This is a genomic window from Caulobacter sp. GW821-FHT09A05 (assembly GCF_059418465.1).
The window spans coordinates 1-22,687 of record NZ_JBWKPX010000024.1 but is presented as its reverse complement, the minus strand read 5'-3'; the positions used below and the strand labels follow the sequence as shown (position 1 = coordinate 22,687).

The 22,687-nt window shown below is 69.5% G+C and carries 25 protein-coding genes and 1 other RNA gene; 20 read left to right on the top strand and 6 right to left on the bottom strand.

The window, feature by feature from the left end; all coding sequences use genetic code 11:
- The 3 genes from AC07NX_RS19415 to AC07NX_RS19405 all read left to right on the top strand — a co-directional run bounded on the left by AC07NX_RS19415 (position 1) and on the right by AC07NX_RS19405 (position 3,791).
- Positions 1-1,005: an HlyD family secretion protein gene (locus AC07NX_RS19415; protein ID WP_494644022.1), complete on the top strand. Its 1,005-nt coding sequence runs from the start codon at positions 1-3 to the stop codon at positions 1,003-1,005.
- A gap of 288 nt (positions 1,006-1,293) precedes the next feature.
- Positions 1,294-2,202, top strand: coding sequence for an SDR family NAD(P)-dependent oxidoreductase (locus AC07NX_RS19410; RefSeq protein WP_494644020.1), 909 nt, complete (start codon positions 1,294-1,296; stop codon positions 2,200-2,202).
- A 278-nt stretch (positions 2,203-2,480) separates the two neighbouring features.
- On the top strand, positions 2,481-3,791 hold the full coding sequence (locus AC07NX_RS19405; RefSeq protein ID WP_494644019.1) for an outer membrane protein transport protein: 1,311 nt from the start codon (positions 2,481-2,483) through the stop codon (positions 3,789-3,791).
- 176 nt (positions 3,792-3,967) lie between these two features.
- Here AC07NX_RS19405 and AC07NX_RS19400 read toward each other — a convergent pair whose 3' ends face one another.
- Positions 3,968-5,080, bottom strand: coding sequence for an Mrp/NBP35 family ATP-binding protein (locus AC07NX_RS19400; RefSeq protein ID WP_494644018.1), 1,113 nt, complete (start codon positions 5,078-5,080; stop codon positions 3,968-3,970).
- 121 nt (positions 5,081-5,201) lie between these two features.
- On the opposite strand from AC07NX_RS19400, the gene hflK reads away from it, so the two are divergent.
- Both hflK and hflC read left to right on the top strand, forming a co-directional pair.
- Positions 5,202-6,311, top strand: a complete 1,110-nt coding sequence (gene hflK / locus AC07NX_RS19395) for an FtsH protease activity modulator HflK (RefSeq protein ID WP_494644017.1) — start codon at positions 5,202-5,204, stop codon at positions 6,309-6,311.
- Positions 6,308-7,156, top strand: coding sequence for a protease modulator HflC (gene hflC, locus AC07NX_RS19390; protein WP_494644015.1), 849 nt, complete (start codon positions 6,308-6,310; stop codon positions 7,154-7,156). Before hflK ends, hflC begins: the two co-directional genes overlap by 4 nt.
- Before the next feature lie 70 nt (positions 7,157-7,226).
- Here the strand turns inward: hflC and AC07NX_RS19385 are convergent, their stop codons facing one another.
- Genes AC07NX_RS19385 through AC07NX_RS19375 form a run of 3 tightly spaced genes read right to left on the bottom strand, consistent with a single transcriptional unit; the run spans position 7,227 to position 9,302 of the window.
- Positions 7,227-7,910: an HAD family hydrolase gene (locus tag AC07NX_RS19385; protein ID WP_494644014.1), complete on the bottom strand. Its 684-nt coding sequence runs from the start codon at positions 7,908-7,910 to the stop codon at positions 7,227-7,229.
- Positions 7,907-8,776, bottom strand: a complete 870-nt coding sequence (gene serB / locus AC07NX_RS19380; RefSeq protein WP_494644013.1) for a phosphoserine phosphatase SerB — start codon at positions 8,774-8,776, stop codon at positions 7,907-7,909. Before serB ends, AC07NX_RS19385 begins: the two co-directional genes overlap by 4 nt.
- Positions 8,777-8,834: 58 nt before the next feature.
- Positions 8,835-9,302, bottom strand: coding sequence for a hypothetical protein (locus tag AC07NX_RS19375; RefSeq protein ID WP_494644012.1), 468 nt, complete (start codon positions 9,300-9,302; stop codon positions 8,835-8,837).
- Between the two features lie 56 nt (positions 9,303-9,358).
- Here AC07NX_RS19375 and miaA point away from each other — a divergent pair, with 56 nt between their 5' ends.
- The 9 genes from miaA (at position 9,359) to AC07NX_RS19330 (ending at position 15,628) form a co-directional block, all read left to right on the top strand.
- A complete protein-coding gene (gene miaA / locus AC07NX_RS19370; protein WP_494644010.1) occupies positions 9,359-10,243 on the top strand; it encodes a tRNA (adenosine(37)-N6)-dimethylallyltransferase MiaA in 885 nt (294 codons plus the stop codon).
- 188 nt (positions 10,244-10,431) lie between these two features.
- The gene (locus AC07NX_RS19365) at positions 10,432-10,914 is read left to right on the top strand and encodes a CinA family protein (protein WP_494644009.1); all 483 of its coding nucleotides are present in this window, start codon (positions 10,432-10,434) and stop codon (positions 10,912-10,914) included.
- A 118-nt stretch (positions 10,915-11,032) separates the two neighbouring features.
- Entirely contained in the window at positions 11,033-11,080 is a 48-nt protein-coding gene (locus tag AC07NX_RS19360) for a hypothetical protein (protein ID WP_369744215.1), read from the top strand.
- A gap of 115 nt (positions 11,081-11,195) precedes the next feature.
- On the top strand, positions 11,196-13,001 hold the full coding sequence (locus tag AC07NX_RS19355; protein ID WP_494644008.1) for an acetolactate synthase 3 large subunit: 1,806 nt from the start codon (positions 11,196-11,198) through the stop codon (positions 12,999-13,001).
- Positions 13,002-13,132: 131 nt separating this feature from the next.
- A complete protein-coding gene (locus tag AC07NX_RS19350) occupies positions 13,133-13,417 on the top strand; it encodes a BrnT family toxin (RefSeq protein WP_494644006.1) in 285 nt (94 codons plus the stop codon).
- Entirely contained in the window at positions 13,398-13,685 is a 288-nt protein-coding gene (locus AC07NX_RS19345) for a BrnA antitoxin family protein (protein ID WP_494644004.1), read from the top strand. Before AC07NX_RS19350 ends, AC07NX_RS19345 begins: the two co-directional genes overlap by 20 nt.
- Positions 13,686-14,234, top strand: coding sequence for an acetolactate synthase small subunit (gene ilvN, locus AC07NX_RS19340; protein WP_019847890.1), 549 nt, complete (start codon positions 13,686-13,688; stop codon positions 14,232-14,234). It begins immediately after the preceding gene.
- A gap of 2 nt (positions 14,235-14,236) precedes the next feature.
- Positions 14,237-15,094: a hypothetical protein gene (locus tag AC07NX_RS19335; RefSeq protein WP_494644003.1), complete on the top strand. Its 858-nt coding sequence runs from the start codon at positions 14,237-14,239 to the stop codon at positions 15,092-15,094.
- Between the two features lie 96 nt (positions 15,095-15,190).
- Positions 15,191-15,628 (top strand): hypothetical protein, encoded by a 438-nt coding sequence (locus AC07NX_RS19330; RefSeq protein WP_494644002.1) that lies wholly within the window; start codon positions 15,191-15,193, stop codon positions 15,626-15,628.
- A gap of 52 nt (positions 15,629-15,680) precedes the next feature.
- Here the strand turns inward: AC07NX_RS19330 and AC07NX_RS19325 are convergent, their stop codons facing one another.
- On the bottom strand, positions 15,681-16,343 hold the full coding sequence (locus tag AC07NX_RS19325) for an aquaporin (RefSeq protein ID WP_494644001.1): 663 nt from the start codon (positions 16,341-16,343) through the stop codon (positions 15,681-15,683).
- 124 nt (positions 16,344-16,467) lie between these two features.
- Entirely contained in the window at positions 16,468-17,376 is a 909-nt protein-coding gene (locus AC07NX_RS19320; RefSeq protein WP_494643999.1) for an AraC family transcriptional regulator, read from the bottom strand.
- Positions 17,377-17,729: 353 nt separating this feature from the next.
- Here AC07NX_RS19320 and AC07NX_RS19315 point away from each other — a divergent pair, with 353 nt between their 5' ends.
- The 6 genes from AC07NX_RS19315 to AC07NX_RS19290 all read left to right on the top strand — a co-directional run bounded on the left by AC07NX_RS19315 (position 17,730) and on the right by AC07NX_RS19290 (position 22,614).
- Positions 17,730-18,017, top strand: coding sequence for an Atu4866 domain-containing protein (locus tag AC07NX_RS19315; protein WP_494643998.1), 288 nt, complete (start codon positions 17,730-17,732; stop codon positions 18,015-18,017).
- Positions 17,983-18,347: a transfer-messenger RNA gene (gene ssrA, locus AC07NX_RS19310) on the top strand. The genes AC07NX_RS19315 and ssrA overlap by 35 nt, the downstream gene beginning before the upstream one ends.
- A gap of 169 nt (positions 18,348-18,516) precedes the next feature.
- Complete coding sequence (locus AC07NX_RS19305; RefSeq protein ID WP_494643997.1) at positions 18,517-19,002, top strand: SspB family protein; 486 nt, start codon at positions 18,517-18,519, stop codon at positions 19,000-19,002.
- A 4-nt stretch (positions 19,003-19,006) separates the two neighbouring features.
- The gene (locus AC07NX_RS19300; protein ID WP_494643996.1) at positions 19,007-19,492 is read left to right on the top strand and encodes a PaaI family thioesterase; all 486 of its coding nucleotides are present in this window, start codon (positions 19,007-19,009) and stop codon (positions 19,490-19,492) included.
- A gap of 7 nt (positions 19,493-19,499) precedes the next feature.
- The gene (locus AC07NX_RS19295; RefSeq protein WP_494643995.1) at positions 19,500-20,300 is read left to right on the top strand and encodes a C13 family peptidase; all 801 of its coding nucleotides are present in this window, start codon (positions 19,500-19,502) and stop codon (positions 20,298-20,300) included.
- A gap of 118 nt (positions 20,301-20,418) precedes the next feature.
- Entirely contained in the window at positions 20,419-22,614 is a 2,196-nt protein-coding gene (locus AC07NX_RS19290; protein WP_494643993.1) for a serine hydrolase domain-containing protein, read from the top strand.
- Positions 22,615-22,687: the final 73 nt, after the last annotated feature.

Genomic DNA, 22,687 nt, shown 5'->3' with positions numbered 1-22,687 from the left:
ATGCCCGCGTTCCTGCGCCGTCCCGCCTTCTGGATCGTCATCGCCGTCGTCATGCTCGGCGGCGGCGGGTTCTTCTTCATGAAGAGCCAGGCGGCCGAGAAGAAGAAGAAGCTTGAGGCCGCCGCCGTCCAGGAGGAGCCCAGCCCCTACGCGGCCATCGCCAACGGCAAGGCCGACGTCGAGGGCGGCATCATCCAGGTGGCCGCGCGCCGCCAGGGCATCGTGCGCGAAGTGTTCGTTCAGGAGGGCCAGGACGTGGTCGCCGGCCAGGCCCTGGCCAAGCAGGAGGACGACGACGCTCGCCTGGCCGCCGCCACCGCTTCCGCCAGCCTGGCCTCGGCCCAGGCCCAGGTGGCCGTGTACCAGGTGCAGCTGCGCACCGGTCAGCGCGAGTACAAGCGCCTGCAGAACCTGTCGGCGTCGAACTTCGTGGCCGGCCAGCGCCTGGACGCCGCCCAGGACCAGATCGCCACCGCCACCGCCGCCATCCAGGCCCAGCAGGCGGCGATCCAGGTGGCGACCGCCCAGTTGGCCCAGGCGCGCTACAACCAGGAACTGACGGTGATCCGCGCCCCGGCCAACGGCCGCATCGCCCGCCGCTACGCCAATCCCGGCGCCGGCGCCTCGACCCTGAACGTCACCCCGATGTTCGATGTCGAACCGCAGACCGCCCGCATCGTCCGCGCCGAGATCGTCGAGGCCGACATTCCCAACGTCACGATCGGCCAGGAGGTCGAGATCCAGCCGGAAGGCGACCCGACCAAGACCTATGTCGGCAAGGTCCTGCGCCGCGCGGCCGTCTACGGGGCCCGCAAGCTGGCCTCCGACGATCCCAGCCAGCGCAGCGACGACCGCGTCGTCGAGGTGGTGGTCAGCGCCGAGGGCGCCCCGATCCTGGTCGGCCAGCGGGTGCTGGTGAAGTTCATGAAGCCCGGCCAGAAGGCCGGGGTGAAGCGCGACCAGCCCAAGCCGCCGGTGGCGGGCGGCGACAAGAAGAAGGCGTAGGGCGCCCTCCTCCCCCTTCGGGCGCGGCTATCGCATATGCGTTGAGCCGGATTGGAGACCACGAAATCCCGTCTTCCCGGGCCTTGCTCCCGGGAAGAGCCGCGAAATTCGACCATGGCCCCATGCGACCGACCTGATCTTGCCGCCGGAGAGGCAAAGGGGTCGCCGCCGCTCTGCGACTGAACCCTCGTCCAGGTCCGCCAGCGGGGAAGACCGCTCTCTTGACGCCCCATCTCCCGCACCGCACAAACGCGCCAAACCAAACACGCGTTTAGGGGAGATACGAGCATGGCGGACGATATCCGGTTCGACGGTCAGGTGGCGATCGTCACGGGAGCCGGCGGGGGCCTGGGCCGGCAGCACGCGCTGGAGCTGGCGCGGCGCGGAGCCAAGGTCGTGATCAACGACCTGGGCGCCAGCGTCGACGGCTCGGGCGGATCGTCGCAGGCGGCCCAGGCGGTGGTCGCCGAGATCGAGGCCCTCGGCGGCGAGGCCATCGCCCACGGCGCCTCGGTCACCGACGACGCCGGCGTCGCCGACCTTGTGAAGACCACCATGGACAAGTGGGGCCGGATCGACATCCTGGTCGCCAACGCTGGCATCCTGCGCGACCGCACCCTGAGCAAGATGGAGCTGGCCGACTTCGAGGCGGTGATCCAGGTCCATGTGTTCGGCACGTTCAAGCCGATCAAGGCGGTCTGGGACATCATGAAGGCCCAGAACTACGGCCGCATCGTCGTGACCACCTCGTCCTCGGGCATGTACGGCAATTTCGGCCAGTCCAATTACGGCGCCGCCAAGATGGCGGTGCTGGGCCTGATGAACACGCTGAAGCTGGAAGGCGCCAAGAACAACGTCAAGATCAACGCCATCAGCCCCGTCGCCGCCACCCGCATGACCGAGGGCCTGATGCCGCCGGAAGTGCTGGAAAAGCTGAAGCCGGAATATGTCACGCCGGGCGTGGTCTATCTGGTGTCGGAAGACGCCCCGACCGGGGCGATCCTGACCGCGGGCGCCGGGGCCTTCGCCCTGGCGCGGATCTTCGAGACCGAGGGGGTCTATCTGGGCGAAGGCGGCCTCTCGGCCGAGGAGGTCCGCGACAACTGGGACAGGATCGCCGCCGAGCCCGGCCAGAAGGCCTATTTCAACGGCGGCGAACAGGGCGCGAAGTTCTTCCGCAAGCTGGCTGGCGGGTAGGCCCAACAAAAGCGGCCAACATTTGAATTGTGGCGCGATCAGGGCTGGCGTAGATTTCCCTTACGTCAGCCCGCCTGCGTTCATTTCAGGCAACTTCAAGCATAACTGACAGAACGCTGAAATATAGACCAGGTCCAGACCTCAATTTTCTTGGGCGCTCTGCACAAAATTCACCGTTTCGCGAATAAATAGCAACGGTTTTTGACGGAATGCGTTAGAGCGACGGCAACCGGCGCCATCAAGGGCGCCGGAACCTCCTCCCCAGAAGGTCGTCTTTCATGTCCCTTTCGCGTATCTCCCTCGCCGCCGGCGTGGCGCTCGCCGCCCTGGTCGCGGCTTCGCAGGCCTCCGCCGCCGCTTTCTACCTGCAGGAACAATCGGTGCGCGGCGCCGGTCGCGCCTATTCGGGCGAGGTCGCCGACCGCGGCGCCGCCAGCCTGTGGTGGAATCCCGCCTCGATCGCCGGTCTCGACAAGAACGAGATCTATGGCGGCGTCCACCTGGTCCAGGTCGACTCCCAGGTCAACAACGCCGGCTCGACCCTGACCCGCCCGGTCATCCCCGGCGGCCTGACCACCCCGGTGGGCGGCGAGCCCTATGCCGGCGGCCCGATCAACAACGGCATCGTTCCCAACTTCGCCGGCGCCTTCCGCGTCAACGACAAGCTGGCCGTCGGCCTCTCCGTCGCCGCGCCCTACAACTTCACCACCGACTACAACGGCCGCAGCTGGACCCGCTACGACGCCCTGAAGTCGAACCTGAAGACCATCGACGTCAACGGCGTGGTCGCCTATCGCGTCAACGACATGCTGGACCTGGGCGTGGGCGTTTCGGCCCAGTACACCGACGCCGAGCTGTCCTCGGCCCTGCCCAACCTGTCGCCCCTGCTGCCCGACGGCTCCTCGTCGCTGAAGGGCGACGGCAACTGGGACTACGGCTGGAACGTCGGCGCCCAGTTCCACGCCACCCCGGCCCTGACGATTGGCGCCTCCTACCGCTCGGAAATCAAGCACAAGCTGGACGGCCACGTGGTGGTCTCCGGCCTGCTGGGCCCACTCGCCGCCGCCAATGTCGACACCGACGGCCAGGCCAAGATCACCACCCCGTGGATGGCCAACCTGGGCGCCCGCTGGCAGGTGACCGACAAGACCACCCTGAACGCCTCGGTCTCGCGCATTGGCTGGAGCGAGTTCGACCAGATCGTCATCACCTACCCGAACGGCGGCAGCGTCAGCGAACAGAACTACAAGGACACCACGACGGTGGCCGTCGGCGTCGACCACGACGTCAACGACAAGCTGACCCTGCGGGCCGGCGTGCAGTATGACCCGACCCCGACGCCGGACATCGGCCGCACCGCCCGCGTGCCGGACGGCGACCGCATGCTGTACGCCATCGGCTCGACCTGGAAGGCCACCGACAGCATCCAGTGGGACGCGGCCTTGTCGTACATCAGCTTCGACGACAACAAGATCAACCGCACCGAGACGATCTATCCCGGCACCGCGGCGGCGACGACCCTGAACCTCAAGGGCGACGTCGGCGGCTCGGCCGTGGTCCTGTCGACGGGCCTGCGCTGGAGCTTCTAGGCTTCGGCCCGAGCTGAAGATCGAGGCCGTCCGGGGCGACCCGGGCGGCCTTTTTCTTGTGGCGGGCGCCGCTGCCCCCTCCGGCCCTTCGGGCCACCTCCCCCAGAGGGGGAGGAGCTATCGCGGCGCGGATGCTCCCCCTCTGGGGGAGCTGTCGGCGAAGCCGACTGAGGGGGTCACCCCGCCACCCCGTCCCACAACGCCTTCGCCGCCGCCACGAAGGCCCTGGCCGCCACGCTGTCCGGCGCGCGCAGCACCACCGGCGTCCCGGCGTCGCCGGCTTCGCGCACGGCGATCTCGATCGGGACCTGGGCCAGGACCGGCACGCCCAGGGCCTTGGCCTCCGCCACCCCGCCGCCGGCCCCGAAGATCGGAATCGGGGCGCCCGTCGCGGGGTCGGCGAAGAAGGCCATGTTCTCGATCAGGCCCAGGATCGGCGTGGCGGTCTTGCCGAACATCGCCGCCGCGCGGCGGGCGTCGATCAGGGCGATCTCCTGGGGCGTGGTCACCAGCACCGCGCCGTCGATCCGCAACTTCTGGACCAGGGTCAGCTGAATGTCGCCGGTGCCCGGCGGCAGGTCGACGACCAGCACGTCCATCGGCGCGGCTTCCGAGCCCCAGGCCACGTCGTGGATCATCTGGCGCACGGCCGACGAGGCCATCGGGCCCCGCCAGATCATCGCCTTGCCTTCGTCGACCAGGAAGCCGATCGACATCAGCCTGATCCCGTGGGCCTCCAGCGGCTGCAACTTGCCGTCCTCAAAGCTGGGCTCGCCGTCGATTCCCATCATCCGCGGCGCCGAGGGGCCGTAGACGTCGGCGTCCAGCAGGCCGACGCGCAAGCCTTGGGCGGCGAAGGCGCAGGCCAGGTTGGTGGCCACGGTCGACTTGCCCACCCCGCCCTTGCCCGAGGCCACGGCGATCACGTGCTTTACATGGGCCGGCTTCTCGGCCTCCGGCGGCGGGACCAGCCTGGCCTGGCCGTCTTCCGAGACCTTGGCGCCCTTGCGCACCCTGGTCGCGCCCTCGGCCGCCTGGGCGGTCAGCACCACCTGGGCGACGTCGACGCCCGGCAGGCCGGCCAGGACCTTTTCGGCCGCCTCGCGCACCGGGGCGTAGGTCGCCGCCTGGGACGCCGGGACCTCCAGCATGAAGCCGGCGCGGCCGGCGCGCACGACCAGCCCCTGCACCAGGCCGGCCGCCACCAGCCCCTCGCCGGAGACCGGATCGACGACCTGGTCCAGCGCCGCGCGGGCGTCGTCGAGGGTGGCGGGGGAAGCTGCGGTCACGGGATTGTCTTGCCTTGTTCTGCGGGGGCTTTCATATCCGCGTGCGGGGGTCGTTTTACAACCCCGCCATTTGGCCGCCCTTTGGCCCGCCATTCGCTATGACCGGAAGACCAAGCCGCCCATGCCCTGGAACGACAATGCCGGCCCCGGACCTTGGGGATCCCCGCCGCCCAACGACGGCAAGAAGGACGCGGATCGAAACCGGGGCGAAGAGCCACGCCCCGGCGGTCCCAGGGGGGCCGGCGACCCGCCGCCGCCCCTCGACCTCAACGCCATACTCGACGGGCTGTCCGGCCGCCTGCGCCAGACCTTCGGCGGTCCCGGCCGGTCGCGCGCCGTGGGCGGCGCCGCCCTGGGCGTGGTCGCGCTGTGGGCCCTGTCCGGCTGCTACGTGGTCCAGCCCAAGGAGCAGGCGGTGGTCACCACCTTCGGCGCCTACAGCCGCACGGCCCAGCCGGGCCTGCGCTACCACATGCCCTGGCCGATCGAACACGCCGAGCTGGTGCCCTTCACCTCGATCCAGACCCTCGACATCGGCGGCACGGTCAGCCAGCCCCTGCCGGACGAGCGCCTGATGCTGACCGGCGACGAGAACATCGTCGACCTGAGCTTCACCGTGCAATGGAAGGTCTCGGACGCGGCCAGGTATGTGTTCAACGTCCGCGACCCCGACACGGTGATCAAGGACGTGGCCGAGAGCGCCATGCGCGAGGTGGTCGGCCGCACCGCCCTGACCCCGATCCTGACCACCGGCCGCGGCCAGGTGCAGGACCAGACCGAGCAGCTGATGCAGCGCATTCTCGACCGCTACGACGTCGGGGTCTCGATCCAGAGCGTCAACATCCAGGCCGCCACCACGCCGAGCTCGGTGCTGGAGGCCTATCGCGACGTGCAGCGCGCCGCCCAGAACGCCGAATCCGCAGCCAACAACGCCCGGGGCGAGGCCGCCCAGATCAAGCAGGCGGCCCTGGGCTATCGCGAACAGGTCGTGCGCGAGGCCGCCGGCGACGCCGACCGCTTCAACCAGGTCTACGCCCAGTACAAGCTGGCCCCCGCCGTCACCCGCGAACGCCTCTACATCGAGACCATGCAGCGGGTGCTGGAGAAGTCCAACAAGGTGATCATCGACAACAAGGGCGCCACGGCCCCGGTGATCCTGCCGCCCGACGTATTCCGGCCCAGGCCCTCCGTCGCCGCCAGCACCGCCGCCGCCGAGGGGACCGTCCGATGAACCGCCTCAACCCCGCCGTCGTCGCCACCGGGATCGGCGCGCTGTTCCTGCTGATCCTGGCCAACGTCACCCTGTTCCAGGTGGACCAGCGGCAACAGGCCCTGCTCGTGCGCCTGGGCGATCCGGTGCGCGTCGTGACCACGCCAGGCCTGCACGTGAAGAGCCCGCTCGACACGGTCCTCCGCTTCGACAGGCGCAACATCGAGATGATCAACGCCCAGCCGGAGGAAGTCACCGCCGCCGACCAGGAACGGCTGGTGGTCGACGCCTTCGTCCGCTACCGCATCACCGACCCGCGCCAGTTCTACCGCACCCTGGGCCAGGAAAGCGTCGCCACCGACCGCCTGGACCGGATCGTCAACGCCGCCCTGCGCGAGGAAATCGGCCGCTCGACGTCCGAAGAGGTGATCGCCGGCAAGCGCGCCCAGGTGATGGCCGCCATCCGCGACCGCGTCGCCAAGCAGGTGGCCGCGTCCAACTTGGGCGTCCAGATCATCGACGTGCGCATCAAGCGCGCCGACCTGCCGCCCACCAACGAGCAGGCGGTGTTCGAGCGGATGCAGACGGCCCGCAAGCAGGAGGCCGCCGAACTGCGCGCCATCGGCGAGCAGAAGCGCCGCGAGATCGTCGCCACCGCCTATGAGGAAGCCGAGAAGATCCGCGGCGACGCCGACGCCCAGCGCGCCCAGCTGTTCGCCGAGAGCTTCGGCCGCGATCCAAGCTTCGCCGCCTTCTACCGGTCGATGTCGGCCTACGAGAAGTCGCTGGGCCAGGGCGACACCACCCTGGTGCTCTCGCCCGACAGCGCGTTCTTCAAGTATTTCGAGAAGGGCCCGGCAGGCTGATCCGAACGAAAGAAGGGCCGGCGGAGCGATCCGCCGGCCCTCTCCTCTTCGCGCCTCTGCCCAAGACCGGCTAGGCGGCCGCCTTCAGCAGGTCCATCACCACGTGCAGGCTCTCGGCGACGTGGACGCACTTCTCGGCGATCTCCTCGGTGGGATCGAGGATGTCCGGCACCATGATCGTCATCATCCCCGCCGCGTGGGCCGCGCGGACGCCGGGGTGGGAGTCCTCCAGCGCCAGGCACAGGGTCGGATGCACGTTCAGCCGGCGGGCGGCCTCCAGATAGGGATCCGGATGCGGCTTGTGCCGCGTGACGTCGGCGTTGGCGACCACCGCGTGGAAGCGCTTGACCAGGTCGAACCGGCCCAGATAGCGGTCCACCGCCTGGCGGCTGTTGGAGGTGGCGATGGCGCGCGGCACGCCCAGGGCGTCCAGATAGTCGAGGATCTCCATCACCCCGGTCTTCAGCCGCACCTCGGCCTCGAGGATCGCCTCGACGTCGCTCCAGGTGCGGGCGAAATAGTCCTCGACGGGAAAACTCGCGCCGTAGAGCTCGCGCAGCATCACCCCGCATTCCGGATTGGTCTTGCCGACCATCAAACGGTAGGTGGCGGCCGTGAAGTCCACGCCGAACGCCTGACCCGCCTCGATCATCGCCGCCTGGTAGACAGTCTCGGTGTCCAGCAGCAGGCCATCCATGTCGAACACCACCGCGCGGATCTCTTGAGGAAAGGGGACGCCGCGCGGGAAGGTCACGAGACGAACTCCGCGGCGGTGTAGCCCTGGAAGTAGAGCAAGGCGGTCAGGTCGGCGTGGTCGACCTTGGCGTGGGCCTGGGCCGCGACGATCGGCTTGGCGCGGTAGGCGACACCCAGGCCGGCCGCCTCGATCATCGCCAGGTCGTTGGCGCCGTCGCCCACCGCCAGGGCGTCGGCCGGCGTCAGGCCCAGGGCCGCGGTCTCTTCCTGGAGGGCCGCCAGCTTGGCCTCCTTGCCCAGGATCGGATCGCCGACCGTTCCGGTCAGCCGGCCCTCGGCCTCGATCAGGGTGTTGGCGCGGTTCAGGTGGAAGCCCGCGGCCTGGGCCACCCGGGCGGTGAAGAAGGTGAAGCCGCCCGAGACCAGGGCGCAGCGGGCTCCGTGCTCGGCCATGGTCCGCACCAGGGTCCGCGCCCCGGGATTGAGCTTCACGCGGTCGTCGTAGCAGGCCTGCAGGGCGTCGACCGACAGGCCCTCGAGCATGCCGACCCGCTCGCGCAGCGCGCCCTCGAAGGCCAGTTCGCCGCGCATGGCGCGCTCGGTGATCTCCGAGACCTTGTCCTTGACCCCGGCGAAGTCGGCCAGCTCGTCCAGGCATTCGACATTGATGATCGTGGAGTCCATGTCGGCGATCAGCAGCCGCTTGCGGCGGTTCTTGATCGGTTGGACGGCGAAGTCGACCGGACGGTCGCCGACCGCGGCCTTCACCGCCTGGTGCGTCTCCACCGGCGGCAGGTCGGCCAGCAGGTCCAGCGCCCCCTCCCCCAGCGCGGTTTCGGAGGTGACGGCCAGCGCGGCGCGCACGGCGGCGGCGGCCTCCGCCAGGGCGGCAGGGTCGGGCGAGACGAGGGTGATCGCGAGCATGACGCGGCGGCTATTGGAGGAAGCCGCCCGCGTCAACCTTCTAGCGTCGCGGAGGGGCTCAGGATTGGGGCGCGGCCACCGACATGCAGCGGCCGAACACCGCCATGGCCTGGTCCTTGCCGCCGCCGCCCTGGGAGATCTTGGCCGACAGCGCGGCCACGCCCCGGCGGTACAGCACCGTGGGCGACTGGCCCTGGGCCACGCCCTCGGCATAGGCCTTGTCCAGCATCAGCCCGCCGCTGGCGCCCAGCAGCTTGAACATCGGAACCATCGCCGCGCCGGCGCTGTTGCCCTTGGAGAAGTCCGCCGCCAGTTGCGGATTGCGTTGCAGGACTTCGTCGATCGTCACCAGCAGCACGCCGCAGCCCAGGCGCTCGTCCAGGCTGGCCGGCCCCTCGGCCTCGGGCGTCTTCTCGGCCGGGGCCGGGATCTGGGCCGGCGCGGTGCGGTCGCCCGAAGCGGCCAGGGCCGGAGACGCCGCCAAGACAAGAACGCCAGCCAGGATGGCGCCGAAGGTGGTTTTCATGGTTTGTCCCCGAAGACGCCAACCCCTTCGAGACCAGAAAAGGACTCGACCCGAGATTGCCCGATACACAGATCGTCCTTATCGCCGGGCCGACCGCCAGCGGCAAGTCCGCCTTGGCCTTGAAGCTGGCGCGCGAGACCGGCGGCGAGATCGTCAACGCCGACTCCATGCAGATCTATGCCGGCCTGCGGGTGCTGACGGCCGGACCGTCCCCGGACGAGCTGGCCCAGGCGCCGCACCACCTGTTCGGCGTCGCCGACGCGGCCGACGGCTGGTCGGTCGGGCGATGGCTGGCGGCGGCGACCCAGGCCCTGGCCGAGATCGCCGCGCGGGGCGGCCGCGCCATCGTGGTCGGTGGCACGGGCCTCTATTTCCGGGCCCTGACCCACGGCCTGGCCGACGTGCCGCCGGTGCCCGAGACCCAGCGGGAAGTCTCGGCCCTGCTCTACGCCGCCCAGGGCGAGCCGGAGTTCCGTGACGTGCTGGCGGGCCTGGACCCCGAGGCCGAGAAGCGCATCGAGGTCGGCGACCGCCAGCGCCTGGTCCGCGCCCACGCCGTGGCTGTGGCCACCGGCAAGTCGCTGACCGCCTGGCAGACCGACACCCGGCCCGCCCTGGCCGCGGGGACCTGGCGCGGCGTCGTGCTGGATCCGCCCCGCGCCGAACTCTACGAGCGCTGCGACACCCGCCTGGGCCTGATGGTCGAGCACGGGGCGCTGGGCGAGGTGGCGGCGATGGAAGCGCGCGGCCTGGACCCGGCGCTCCCCGCCCTGAAGGCCGTCGGCTATCGCGAACTGGCGGCCCACCTGCGGGGCGAGACCTCCCTGGAAGCGGCGCTCGACGCGGCGCGGCAGGAAACGCGGCGCTACGCCAAGCGGCAGATGACCTGGTTCAGGAACCAGACGCCGGACTGGGAGAGGATCGTTGCTGCTGCCCCTTAATTCCCCTTTCCACCGCTCATCCCGGCGAATGCCGGGACCCAGATCCCATGGCGGTGTGGATGATTGGAGGGGCTTTGCGCTCCTGGCGTCAGCCTCAAGCCATTCCATCTGGGTCCCGGCATTCGCCGGGATGAGCGGACAATATGTGCGATCATGACGTTCGCCTCAGCCCGACTCACGGACCACCCATGACCGAACTCGCCCGCCTCGCCGCCGCCGTCGCCGCTCGTCTGACCGAACGGGGCGAGACGGTCGCCGTGGCCGAGTCCTCCACGGGCGGCCTGATCTCCTCGTCGCTGCTGGCCGTGCCCGGCGCGTCGAAATTCTATGTCGGCGGCGCGGTGGTCTATACGGCGCGCGCCCGCCTGATCCTGCTGGACATTCCGCAGAAGGCCATGGACGGACTGCGTTCGGCCAGCGAGCCCTACGCCGTGCTGCTGGCCCGGGTGGCCGGCAAGAACCTGAAGGCGACCTGGGGCCTGTCGGAAACCGGCGCGGCCGGGCCGGACGGCAACCGCTACGGCGACGCGGCGGGCCACAGCTGCGCCGCCGTGGTCGGGCCGGACACGGAGGTCAGTCTTACCGTCGAGACGGGTCTGGACGACCGCGAGGCCAACATGCGGCGCTTCGCCGAGCACGCTCTTGCCCTGCTCCTGGAAAGCCTGGGTTGAATTTCGCCTGACAGAACGCCGTTGCGTCCGGACAACGGGTGGTTTCTTGCGTCAAAGCGCGCCTTGACGCCCCTTTGCGAGCATGGCATTCCCCGATCATCCATTTGGAGCAACACTCGTGCGCAACACCATGATCGTACTTATGGAGCGGCCGTTCACGGCGTGACCTCGAAGTCACGCTGATAGATCGGTCGCGCGCACAAAAGGTCCTTCGGGGCCTTTTTTCTTTTCCGGCTTCCTTCTTCCCCACCGCCCAGCTTCCCAACCCAGGGATCACCGTCATGACCGCCCACCAGACCATCGAGAGCTCGACCGCCGTCGACACCGCCTCCCGCGCCATGACCGGCGCCGAGATCGTGGTCCGCGGCCTCGTGGACCAGGGCGTCGAGGTTCTGTTCGGCTATCCGGGCGGCGCGGTCCTGCCGATCTACGACGCGCTGTTCCACGAGCCGCGCCTGCAGCACATCCTGGTCCGCCACGAGCAGGGCGCGACCCACGCCGCCGAGGGCTATGCGAGGAGTTCGGGCAAGCCGGGCGTCGTCCTGGTCACCTCGGGCCCCGGCGCGACCAACGCCATCACCGGCATCATGGACGCCCTGATGGACTCCATCCCGATGGTGGTCATCACCGGCCAGGTTCCGACCCACCTGATCGGCACCGACGCCTTCCAGGAGGCCGACACCGTCGGCATGACCCGCTCGTGCACCAAGCACAACTACCTGGTCAAGGACGTCCGCGACCTGCCGCAGATCATCCACGAGGCGTTCAAGATCGCCACCACCGGCCGCCCCGGCCCGGTGCTGATCGACATCCCCAAGGACGTCCAGTTCGCCAAGGGCGAATATTACGGCCCGGGCGAGGTCGCCTCGACCCACGCCTACAATCCGCGCGTCAAGGGCGACCAGAACCGCATCGCCGAGGCCGCCCGGCTGATCGCCCAGGCCCGCCGGCCGATCTTCTACACCGGCGGCGGCGTCATCAACGCCGGCCCCAAGGCCAGCGCCGCCCTGCGCGAGTTCGCGGCCCTGACCGGCGCGCCGGTCACCTCGACCCTGATGGGCCTGGGCGCCTTCCCGGCGGCCGATCCGGCCTGGCTGGGCATGCTGGGCATGCACGGCACGTTCGAGGCCAACAACGCCATGCACGACTGCGACGTGATGATCTGCGTCGGGGCCCGCTTCGATGACCGGGTCACGGGCCGGCTGGACGCCTTCTCGCCGGGCAGCAAGAAGATCCACATCGACATCGACGCCTCGTCGATCAACAAGAACGTCCGCGTCGACTTGCCGATCGTCGGCGACGCCGGCAGCGTGCTGGAAGACCTGATCGCCGCCTGGAAGGCCGCCGGCCACCAGGCCAACAAGGCCGCCCTGACCGACTGGTGGGCCCAGATCGACCAGTGGCGCGCCCGCCAGTGCCTGAACTACCGGCGCTCCGAGACGGTGATCAAGCCGCAATACGCCATCGAGCGGCTCTACGCCCTGACCCGCGACAAGGATGTCTACATCACGACGGAGGTCGGCCAGCACCAGATGTGGGCCGCCCAGTTCTTCCGTTTCGAGGAGCCCAACCACTGGATGACCTCCGGGGGCCTGGGCACCATGGGCTACGGCCTGCCCGCCGCCCTGGGCGTGCAGCTGGCCCATCCGGGCAGCCTGGTCGTCGATATCGCCGGCGAGGCCTCGATCCAGATGTGCATCCAGGAGCTGTCGACGGCGATCCAGTTCGGCCTGCCGGTCAAGATCTTCATCCTGAACAACGAATGGATGGGCATGGTCCGCCAATGGCAGCAGCTGCTGCACGGCGAGCGCTACAGCCACTCCTATTCCGACAGCCTGCCCGACTTCGTGAAGCTGGCCGAGGCCTACGGCGCTGTTGGAATTCGCTGTTCGGACCCGGCCGAGCTGGACGGCAAGATCCTGGAGATGATCAACAGCGACAAGGTCGTGGTCTTCGACTGCCGCGTCGAGAAGCACGAGAACTGCCTGCCGATGATCCCCTCGGGCAAGGCCCACAACGAGATGATCATGGGCGACGTCGAGGACATCGGGAATGTGATCGGCGCGGCGGGGGCGGGGCTGGTCTAGAAGCGCCGTTTCTTCGCTTTACGCGCACCAGCGTCAATCCAATCTTGCCCGCATCATAATGGGCGAGGAATGGGCGATGAGGCGAGTACGCTTGACGTCGGGGTGTTGTACGCACAAAACTGTACGTACAAATGCCGTTTGAATGGGACGCTGAGAAGGCGCGGAGCAACCTCGAAAAACACGGAGTGTCCTTCGAGACCGCGACGCGCGTATGGGACGATCCACTCCACGAGATCTATTTCGATCGCGTGGAGGGCGGCGAAAGTCGCTGGCATGCGATGGGTTGTGTCGATGGCGTTGTGGTCCTGCTCGTCGTGCACACGCATCCCGGACTGGATGAGGACCACATTCGGGTCGTAAGCGCGCGAAAGGCGACCCCTAGGGAAAGAAGACGCTATGAGCTCGAAGCCTTTTAGCCCCGAAGAACTCGAACAGCTCGCGCGGCTTCGAGCGATGCGCGACGAGGACATTGACCTCAGCGACATCCCGGAACTGACCGAAGACCAGTTGAGCCGCGGATTTCGCCCCGGCCTGCACCGCCCCATCAAGCTGCCCGTCACCATCCGGCTCGACGCCGACGTCGTAGGCTGGTTCAAGGAACATGCTGGCGATAAGCCCTACCAGACCGAGATCAACCGCGTGCTGCGCCAGTACGTGGCCAAGTCAGAAAAGAAGCGCGCCTAGATGACCGACCTCCAACCCGCCTCCGCCTACGACATGGCCCCCAACGCCCAGGTCGAGCAGACCGCGACCTTCGCCCTGCTGGTCGACAACGAGCCGGGCGTGCTGCACCGGGTGGTGGGGCTGTTCGCCGCGCGCGGCTACAACATCGAAAGCCTCACGGTCGCCGAGACCGACCGCAAGGCCCACACCAGCCGGATCACCGTGGTCACCCGCGGCACCCGCCACGTGCTCGACCAGATCGAGGCCCAGCTGAACAAGGTGGTCAATGTCCGCCGCGTGCACGACGTGACCCGCGACCCGAACGGCGTCGAGCGCGAGCTGGCCCTGGTCAAGGTGCGCGGCCAGGGCGTCGACCGCGTCGAGGCTCTGCGCATCGCCGAGATCTTCCGCGCCAAGCCGGTGGACACCACCCTGGAGAGCTTCGTGTTCGAGATCTCGGGCGCGCCGTCCAAGATCGACAAGTTCCTGGACCTGATGCGGCCGCTGGGCCTGGTGGAACTGTCGCGCACCGGCGTGCTTTCCATCGAGCGGGGCGTTGAAGGAATGTAGCCATGACGGGCGCGATGCTTCTGGCCGGCCTCCTGACGGGGCTCACCCTCGCCGGCCAGCAGCCCGCCCCTCAGGCCGTTCCGGCCCCGCCGCCCGATCCCGCCGTCTGGTGGGCGCCGGAGATCCCCAAGCCGCCGCCCGAGCAGGACCCCTTCCAGGGCCGCCGCCTGCGCAAGGGCGAGCAACTGGCGCCGATCGACAACGGCGTCGATCCCCTGCTCTACCGCCTCTGGGGCCTGCAGCCCCTGCAGAGCCAACTGATCAAGCCCGGCGAGCTGGTGCTGGAGGTCTGGGCGCGGCCCGCCACCGGCGTGCGCCAGGCGGTGGTCCGCGTGACCGTGCGCCGCGACGGCCGGGCCTTCGTCCAGGCCCGGGCCGGCCTGGGCTGCTGCACCCCGGAGATCGGCCGCCGCGTCGATATCGACGCCGAGCTGGCCACCCAGCAGATCCCGCCGCTGAAGGCCCTGGTCGGGGCGCCGATGTGGAGCCAGCCGCGTTCGGTGATCGTCGACTACGGCGGCGGGGCCGTGGAGCCGGTATGCCTGGAGGGCGTCTCCTGGGACGTCACCCTGCTGGTCCCCGGCCAGGCCCGCCACCTGCGCCGGGCCTGCGACGACGCCGAGGTCGGCTCGATCGCCCCCGCCCTGGCGGCGGCGCTGTCGGCGGCCTCGGGACGCGACGCCCGGTTCGACGCGATGTTCGCGCGCGGCGGCGACTTCTCGCGCCAGCAGAGGGCCTACGACTCGCTGATCGCCTCGGGCGGCCAGCTCAAGGCCGGAACCAACAGCCGTCCCCAGCCGCCGGTCGTGCCGACACCGGCCGACGGCGAACCGGAGACGCCGATCCCGATCTCGCCCTAGCGTCCTGAGCGCGCATCCCGGGCGAATACGCTCCGAAATTGCAATTCCCGAATAACGTCGTTATCAAACTTGACCATGACTCCGGGAGGGAAAACCATGGTCAAGACCGTCGCCCTGAAATCCATGCTGGCCGCCGCCGGCGTCGCCGCCGCGCTCGGCGCGACCGCTGTCCAGGCCCAGGCCGTGCCGAACACGCCTCAGGTCAAGTTCATCCCTTCGGGGGAGGTTCCATCGATCCCCGCCGGACTGCAGACCGCCTGCATCAACGCGCCGGTCGACGGCGCGCCGACCAGCAAGACCTGCCCGGTCATCTACTACGGCTCCGCCAGGACATGGGTCTTCAGCTACGCCGACAACCGGACGTCGTTCGCCCTGGTCACCTTCGACTCGACCGGCAAGGTCCTGCGGAACGTCGAGCGCCCCGGCGCCCGCTACATCTTCGACGTGTTCAGCGACGACAGGGGCCGGAAGCTCACCCTCGTCGGCCAGTCCAAGAACTCGGTCGTGATCAACTGGTCCGACCTGCCGCATTGAGGTTCCATGGTCCGTTTCGGATGCCCCTCCGAAACGGACCATGGCGTGAGCCTCAGCCGACCTTCAGAACATTGAAGCGATAGAGCAGCGCGCCCAGCACCGCGCCGATCGTCGGGGCGACGAAGAACAGCCATAGCTGCGCCACGGCCTGGCCGCCGACGAAGATGGCCGGGCCGAAGCTGCGGGCCGGGTTGACCGAGACGCCGGTCACCTGGATGCCGACGATGTGGATCACCGCCAGGGCGATGCCGATGCCCAGCCCCGCGAAGCCCGGGGCGGCGTCGGTGCCGGTCGAGCCCAGGATGACGATCACGAACAGGGCGGTCATCACCACCTCGAAGATGAAGGCCGCCTCGACCCCGAAGCCGCCGCCATAGCCCGCGCCCCAGCCGTTCTGGCCCAGGCCGTGCGCCGTGCTCCCGGCGATCAACAGCAGCACCGCCGCTCCCGCCGTCGCGCCGACGAACTGGGCGATCCAGTACAGCCCCATCTCCTTGGCGCTCATCCGCCCCGCCACGAACGCCGCCAGGCTGACCGCCGGGTTGACGTGGCAGCCCGAGACCGGTCCGATGCCATAGGCCATGGCCACGATCGCGAAACCGAACGCCAAGGCTATGCCAAGTTGTCCGACATGGTCGCCGCCCAGAACCGCCGCGCCGCAGCCAAACAAGACAAGAGCAAAGGTGCCGATGAACTCGGCAACAATTTTTGACATTTCGCGATCTCCCTCTCACGCCCGCGCTTCACCTTGAAGACAAGCGCCGTGAGCTTGTCTCTATTTGGCGAGTCCTGGAATAGGGGAAATGCCTCCGGGCGATCGGGAAAGGCGAACCCGCGCGTCAGGTCTCCAGCAGCATGTCCGGCCGAGCCCGCAGGCGGGCCGCGTCGCGCAGGGGCGGAGCGCCGAACAGCCGGGCGTATTCCCGGCTGAACTGCGAGGGGCTGTCATAGCCCACCGCGTGGCCGGCCGAACCGGCGTCCAGCCGCTGGGCCAGGATCAGCTTGCGGGCCTCCTGCAGGCGGATCTGCTTCTGGTACTGCAGCGGGCTGAGCGCGGTGACCGCCTTGAAGTGGCGATGCAGGGCCGACGGGCTCATCCGCGCCTCGGCCGCCAGTTCCTCGATGCTGAACGGCTGGTTGAAGTGCTGGGTGATCCAGCCGATGGCGCGCTTGACCTGGCGCATGCGGCCGTCGGCCCGGGCGATCTGGGCCAGGCGCGGCCCCTGGTCGCCCAGCAGCATGCGGTAGAGGATCTCTCGCTCGATCAGCGGCGCCAGCACGGCGGCGTCGCGCGGCGTCTCGACCAGCCGGACCATTCGCATCACCGCGTCCAGCAGGGGCGGGTTGACCTGGCTGACGGCCATGGCGCCGATCAGCGGCCCGGCGTCCTGGGCCAGGGCCGGCTCGCCGCCCAGCTGCAGCAGGAGGTCGCCGATCACCGCCGGGTCCAGGGTCATCCGGAACGACAGGTACGGGGCCTCCGGCGAGGCCTCGACCACCTGGCCGATCACCGGCAGATCGACCGACGCGACCACATAGTTCAGCGCGTCGTAGACCAGGACCGATCCGCCGCTGAGCACCTGCTTGCGCCCCTGGGCCACCACGCAGACCGCCGCGCCGAACACCCCGTGGGTCGGCTCGCTGGGCTGGCTGGCGCGATGCAGGGACGCCTTTTCACAAACCCTGTGGTCGCCGTCCGTAGGCGCGTATCGTTCAATCAGAGCGGCGAGTTCGCCCGGCTCGACCATCGACATTTCCTTTTGCTGATGGCGCTTGTCCTACGCCCGGCGCGGCCGCCCGTCACGTCCATCGGAGATGATGTGCAGGATCGTGCAATCAAGGGGCAGCATCGGTCTATCGCGAACGGCGATCCATGGGTCATGGTGGGGATGTCCCGCCCCGCCGCCGTCGCCGCCCCTTCCCGAGCCCTCGGCCCACAGCCGTCGGCCCAGGACCGAGCGACACGGCGGCCGTCCGCCCCCGAGGATATCATGACCCGCTACACGCCCCGCCGGCCCCAGGCCGCGCCCCGGTGGTTCGTCGCCGCCTGGCTGACCGCCACCGCCCTCATCACCGCCGCCTCCGCCGCGGGAGCGGTCCATTGATCGGCCGCCGCGTTTCCGGCGTCTGGGCCAGCGCCAACGGGGCGGTGAGCCTGGAACTCCACCTCGACGGCCGGTTCGAGGAACATCACGACGGCGAACTGGTGTTCGAAGGCCACTACGAGCTGGTCGGCGACGACGTGCGCCTGTTCGAGGACGGCGGCGGACAGCTGACCGGCCGGCTGACCGAGGGCCGCCTGAGCCTGACGCCGCCGCCTCGCGCGCAACGTCGCGCCCGCCATGGCCAACGACAGCCTTCCATCCGGGAGCCCCAGCCCCTATATTGAGTCCGTTCGGGTTCGCCCGGACTATGGAGATAAACGCGCACGTAATAAGCGGACTGGACCCGGGTGCGATTCCCGGCGGCTCCACCAAGACCTCCCGCGTTATCACGGGAATGCATGGGGCCGATCAGCATCGACAGACGTGTAAAGGTGTATGCTTTCTCTCGGCGTGGCTCACCGTATCGGGCCGCTAAACTAACTGCGAACGATAACTTCGCTGAAGAGTTCGCCATCGCCGCGTAATGCGGTGCGGGTGATCTCGCCTCTTAAGTCCTAGGGGTTCAGATCCCTAGGCGGGGCCCGGAGGGAGCCTGCCAACAGAATCCCTCCACTTCCTCCCTCGCGAAGCGGGGGAGGTGGCGCGGCGCGAAGCGCCGTGACGGAGGGGGCCAGCGCCGTCGTCCTCTTTCTTCCAATTTCCCCTGCGCACCCACCTTCTCGCCGCCCCCGCGACACGCTACTCTCCGCGCTTCTTTCCAGTTCTCGCTTTACGATGGACCGCATGGCCCAGACCAATCCGCCTGAAGACCTGATGCAGTACGAGGCGATGGCCCAGGACGCCCTGCGCGGCGTCGTGAAGGCCGCGCTGAAGAAGGCCGCCGCGCCCGGCGGCCTGCCCGAGCCGCACCATCTGTACATCACCTTCAAGACCCAGGCGGCGGGCGTGTCGGGTCCCCAGGACCTGCTGGGCAAGTATCCCGACGAGATGACCATCATCCTGCAGCACCAGTACTGGGACCTGGCGCCGGGCGAGACCTTCTTCTCGGTGACCCTGAAGTTCGGCGGCCAGCCCAAGCGGCTGTCGATCCCCTACGCGGCGGTGACCCGATTCTACGACCCGTCGGTGCAGTTCGCCCTGCAGTTCGAGGCTCCCGAGATCGCGCCGCAGGAGCCCGAGCCCGAGCCGGAACCCGAGGTCGTCGCCACCGCCGAGGGCGGCGAGGACGCGCCGAAGATCATCTCCCTCGACCAGTTCCGCAAGAAATAGCCGCGTGAGCGACATCGCCCCAAACGACGTCGTCTCCGCAACGCCGCAGGCCCTGACGGACGAGGCGATCCTCGCGCGGTTTCACGCGTCCAGGAATCCCCCGGGCAGCGCCCGCACCCTGGGCTTCCGCATGCTGGCGGTCAGCCAGGCCGAGCGCCGGGTCGAGATCGCCTTCGAGCCCGCGGTCGAGGCGGTCGGCAATCCGATGGGCCAGGTCCAGGGCGGGTTCGTCTGCGCCATGCTCGACGAGTGCATGTCGGTGGCCGGCATGATCACCTCGGGCATGACCTGCGTGGTCCCCACCCTGGAGATGAAGACCAGCTTCCTGCGTCCAGCCATCCCCGGCCCGCTGAAGGGCGTCGGCTGGGTGGTCAAATGGGGCAGGACCGTCTGCTTCCTGGAAGGCGAGCTCTACGACCCCGAGGGTCGGCTGCTGGCCAGGGCCAGCGCCACGGCGATCCCGACGCCGTTCTCGAAGTTCAAGACCTGACGGGACCATGCGGCGGTTCGCGAGCCTGGTCCTGGGTTTGCTGCTGGCGCCGCTGCTCGCCGCCGCGCCGGTCCGGGCCGACGCCCCCGCGTTCTCCAACTGGGCGGCCGTCGTGGTGGCCGGCGACTGGCGCGCCCATTCGGGGGAGCCGACCGAGGCCTTCGACAACGCCCGCCGCGACGTGGGCGCGACCCTCCTCGACCTCGGTTTCTCCCCCGGCGCCATTCGCCAGTATTCGGTGCGCCCCCGGCGCTATCCGGCGCCCAGGCCGCGCAAGACCGACCTGCGGACCATCCACGCCGACCTGCGCGACCTGGCGACCAAGCACCCCGCCGGCTGCCTGGTCTATCTCACCAGCCATGGCGCGCCCGAGGGCGCGATGCTGGGCGAGGACATCCTGCCCCCCAGCCTGCTGGCGGCGGCGATCGACGACGCCTGCCCGGCCCGCCCGTCGATCGTCGTGATCTCGGCCTGCTTTTCGGGCGTGTTCGTCAAGCCGCTGCAGCGCGAGGACCGGATGATCCTGACGGCCGCACGGGCGGACCGCGCCTCGTTCGGCTGCAGCGAGGACGACAAGTACCCCTATTTCGACGACTGCTTCCTGTCCTCGGCGCCCACCGCCCACGACTTCGCGGCCCTGGGACGGGCGGTGCGGGCCTGTGTCGCCCGCCGCGAACAGGACACAGGCGCCGAACCGGCCTCCGAGCCGCAGCTGTGGATCGGCGCCGGCCTGCGGCCGCTGCTGCCCCTCTACGCCTTTCCGCCGCGCGCCCCCGCAAAACCCGCCGCTTCCCTCAAGCGACGCTGAGCGACCGGGCGTCCACGGGAAAGGCGCCCGGGCCGGGCCACATCCCCTTTGATCCCCGGCCGGGGCGCCCTAGAAGTTTGCTCACCCTTATTTTCTTGAAGCCGGCGAGGTCTTGTTCGTGACGCTGCGTCTTTCGTTCAGGGCCGTTCTTTCGGCGGCGATCATCGGTTGCGGCCTGTTCGGCGCGACGATGGCTGAAACCCAGGACGCCGCCCCCGCCGCGCGGTCGCCGGCGGCGACGACCGCCGTCCTGCCCTCCGCGCCGATCCCCTATAATTCGACGGTTCGCCGCCGTCGGCCCCCGCCCCGCGCCCCGCGCCCCGCCGCCCCGGCCGCCGCCCGGACCGCTCCGACGCCGGTCGCGACGCCGGTGACCACGGCGGCCGCCGCGCCGGCGGCGACGCCCGCCGCCCCGGCCTCGTCGCCGATCCCGGCCAGCTCCGCCGCCCCGCTGCCGCTCGCCGACCTTGAGGCCTATGTCGACGGCGTCGTGCGCGACCGCATGGCCCACGACCACATCGCCGGCGTGACCGTCGCCGTCGTCCAGAACGGCCAGGTGGTGCTGAAGAAGGGCTACGGCGTCGCCAGCCTGAAGGACCGCCGCAAGGTCGATCCCGACACGACCCTGTTCCGCGTGGGCTCGATCTCCAAGACCTTCACCTGGATCGCCCTGATGAACGAGGTCGAGGCCGGTCGCATGCGCCTGGACGCCCCGATCAACGTCTACCTGCCCGAGAAGCTGCAGCTGAAGGACCAGGGCAAGAAAACCCCGGTGCGGCTGCGCGATCTGATGACCCATACGGCCGGGTTCGAGGACCGGGCCCTGGGCCAGCTGTTCGAGCGCGACCCGCGCCGCGAGCGGCCCCTGGAGCTGTACCTGCGCCAGGAGCGCCCCAACCGCGTGCGCGAGCCGGGCCTGCTGCCGGCCTACTCCAACTACGGCGTCGGCCTGGCCGGCGCCGCCCTGGCCAATGTGACCGGCCTGCCGTTCGAGAAGACGATCGCCGAACAGGTGATCCTGCCCGCCGGCCTGACCCACACGACCTTTCGCGAGAACCGTCCCTGGCGAGACGACCTGCCCGCCCCGATGGCGCCGGCCCTGGCGGCCGGCCTGTCGGACGGCTTCCACTGGACTCCGCTGGGCTTCCAGACCGAGGCGCCCGAGTTCATCGGCCACATCGCGCCCGCCGGCGCCGCCTCCAGCACGGCCGGCGACATGGCCCGCTACATGACGCTGCTGCTGAACGGCGGGACGATCGACGGGAGGACGGTGTTCTCGCCGAAGACCAGCGCGATGTTCCGCACGCCGATGTACCGCCCGGCCGAGGGCGCGCCGGGCTGGAACGCCGGCTTCATGGACATCCCCCTGCCCGGCGGCCGCCGCGGCTTCGGCCATGTCGGCGCGACGCTGTGGTTCCACTCCAACATGGTCCTGGTCCCCGACCTGGGCCTGGGCGTGTTCGTGGCGGTCAACACCGACACCGGCGCCGACCTGCCCGCCAGCCTGCCCTCGACCATCATCGAGCGCTTCTACGCCCCGCGCCCGGAAATCCCCGCCCCCAGCCGGATCAGCCACGACGAGGCCCAGGCCTACGAAGGCCGGTTCCTGACCACCGGCCGCGCCTATGGCGGGCTGGAGGGCTTCATCGACCGGCTGATCGGCGAGGCGACCGTGCGCGCCGCGCCGGACGGCCGCCTGGCCCTGACGATCGACGGCAAGTCCAGTCAGTGGACCGCCACCGACCAGCCCGACACCTTCGCCCCGGCCAGCGGCGCGGGCCTGCTGGTGTTCCAGCGCCAGGACGGCAAGGTGGTGCGGTTCTTCTCGCCCACCGGCGGGGCGGCGTTCGAGCGCATCGACTTCCCCCACCAGCGCAGCCTGTTGACCACCTTCGCCGTCCTGGCCGCCCTGGCCGCCCTGGCGACCCTGATCGGCGTGGCCACCCGCGATCGCCGCGAGGCCCGCCAGACCCCGACGCAGGCCCGCGCCAGCCTGCTGCAGACCATCCAGGCGATCCTCTGGCTGATCGCCCTGATCGGCGTGGGCGTGTTCGCCAGCGGCGCTGGCGATATGGCCCAGGTGTTCTTCGGCTGGCCCAGCGGCTGGCTGCTCAGCGCCTCTGCCTGCGCCTTCGTGGCCACCGTGCTGACCATCGCCACCCTGGCCATGCTGCCGGTGGTGTGGCGCGGCGGACGGCGGGTCGACAGCTGGACCTCGCTACGCAAGCTGGCCTTCAGCTGCACGACGCTGATCTTCCTGGGCTTCGCCCTGCTGCTGTTCGTCTGGGGCTTCCTGGAGTTCTGGAACGCCTAGCAGGCCGTTGAAGAAGTCTCCCGGCGGGCGATGAAGTCGGCTTCGTCGCCGCTGTGGAAGCAGATTTGGCCCT

What these genes read in the sequence shown, in the direction of transcription:
- AC07NX_RS19330 (WP_494644002.1), top strand. Translation starts at nt 15,191, where the DNA reads ATGGTCAAGACCGTCGCCCTGAAATCCATGCTGGCCGCCGCCGGCGTC.
- hflK (WP_494644017.1), top strand. Translation starts at nt 5,202, where the DNA reads ATGCCCTGGAACGACAATGCCGGCCCCGGACCTTGGGGATCCCCGCCG.
- AC07NX_RS19375 (WP_494644012.1), bottom strand. Translation starts at nt 9,302, where the DNA reads ATGAAAACCACCTTCGGCGCCATCCTGGCTGGCGTTCTTGTCTTGGCG.
- AC07NX_RS19405 (WP_494644019.1), top strand. Translation starts at nt 2,481, where the DNA reads ATGTCCCTTTCGCGTATCTCCCTCGCCGCCGGCGTGGCGCTCGCCGCC.
- AC07NX_RS19355 (WP_494644008.1), top strand. Translation starts at nt 11,196, where the DNA reads ATGACCGCCCACCAGACCATCGAGAGCTCGACCGCCGTCGACACCGCC.
- AC07NX_RS19305 (WP_494643997.1), top strand. Translation starts at nt 18,517, where the DNA reads ATGGCCCAGACCAATCCGCCTGAAGACCTGATGCAGTACGAGGCGATG.
- AC07NX_RS19295 (WP_494643995.1), top strand. Translation starts at nt 19,500, where the DNA reads ATGCGGCGGTTCGCGAGCCTGGTCCTGGGTTTGCTGCTGGCGCCGCTG.
- AC07NX_RS19335 (WP_494644003.1), top strand. Translation starts at nt 14,237, where the DNA reads ATGACGGGCGCGATGCTTCTGGCCGGCCTCCTGACGGGGCTCACCCTC.
- serB (WP_494644013.1), bottom strand. Translation starts at nt 8,776, where the DNA reads ATGCTCGCGATCACCCTCGTCTCGCCCGACCCTGCCGCCCTGGCGGAG.
- AC07NX_RS19325 (WP_494644001.1), bottom strand. Translation starts at nt 16,343, where the DNA reads ATGTCAAAAATTGTTGCCGAGTTCATCGGCACCTTTGCTCTTGTCTTG.
- AC07NX_RS19410 (WP_494644020.1), top strand. Translation starts at nt 1,294, where the DNA reads ATGGCGGACGATATCCGGTTCGACGGTCAGGTGGCGATCGTCACGGGA.
- AC07NX_RS19345 (WP_494644004.1), top strand. Translation starts at nt 13,398, where the DNA reads ATGAGCTCGAAGCCTTTTAGCCCCGAAGAACTCGAACAGCTCGCGCGG.
- AC07NX_RS19320 (WP_494643999.1), bottom strand. Translation starts at nt 17,376, where the DNA reads ATGGTCGAGCCGGGCGAACTCGCCGCTCTGATTGAACGATACGCGCCT.
- AC07NX_RS19350 (WP_494644006.1), top strand. Translation starts at nt 13,133, where the DNA reads ATGCCGTTTGAATGGGACGCTGAGAAGGCGCGGAGCAACCTCGAAAAA.
- AC07NX_RS19415 (WP_494644022.1), top strand. Translation starts at nt 1, where the DNA reads ATGCCCGCGTTCCTGCGCCGTCCCGCCTTCTGGATCGTCATCGCCGTC.
- hflC (WP_494644015.1), top strand. Translation starts at nt 6,308, where the DNA reads ATGAACCGCCTCAACCCCGCCGTCGTCGCCACCGGGATCGGCGCGCTG.
- AC07NX_RS19365 (WP_494644009.1), top strand. Translation starts at nt 10,432, where the DNA reads ATGACCGAACTCGCCCGCCTCGCCGCCGCCGTCGCCGCTCGTCTGACC.
- ilvN (WP_019847890.1), top strand. Translation starts at nt 13,686, where the DNA reads ATGACCGACCTCCAACCCGCCTCCGCCTACGACATGGCCCCCAACGCC.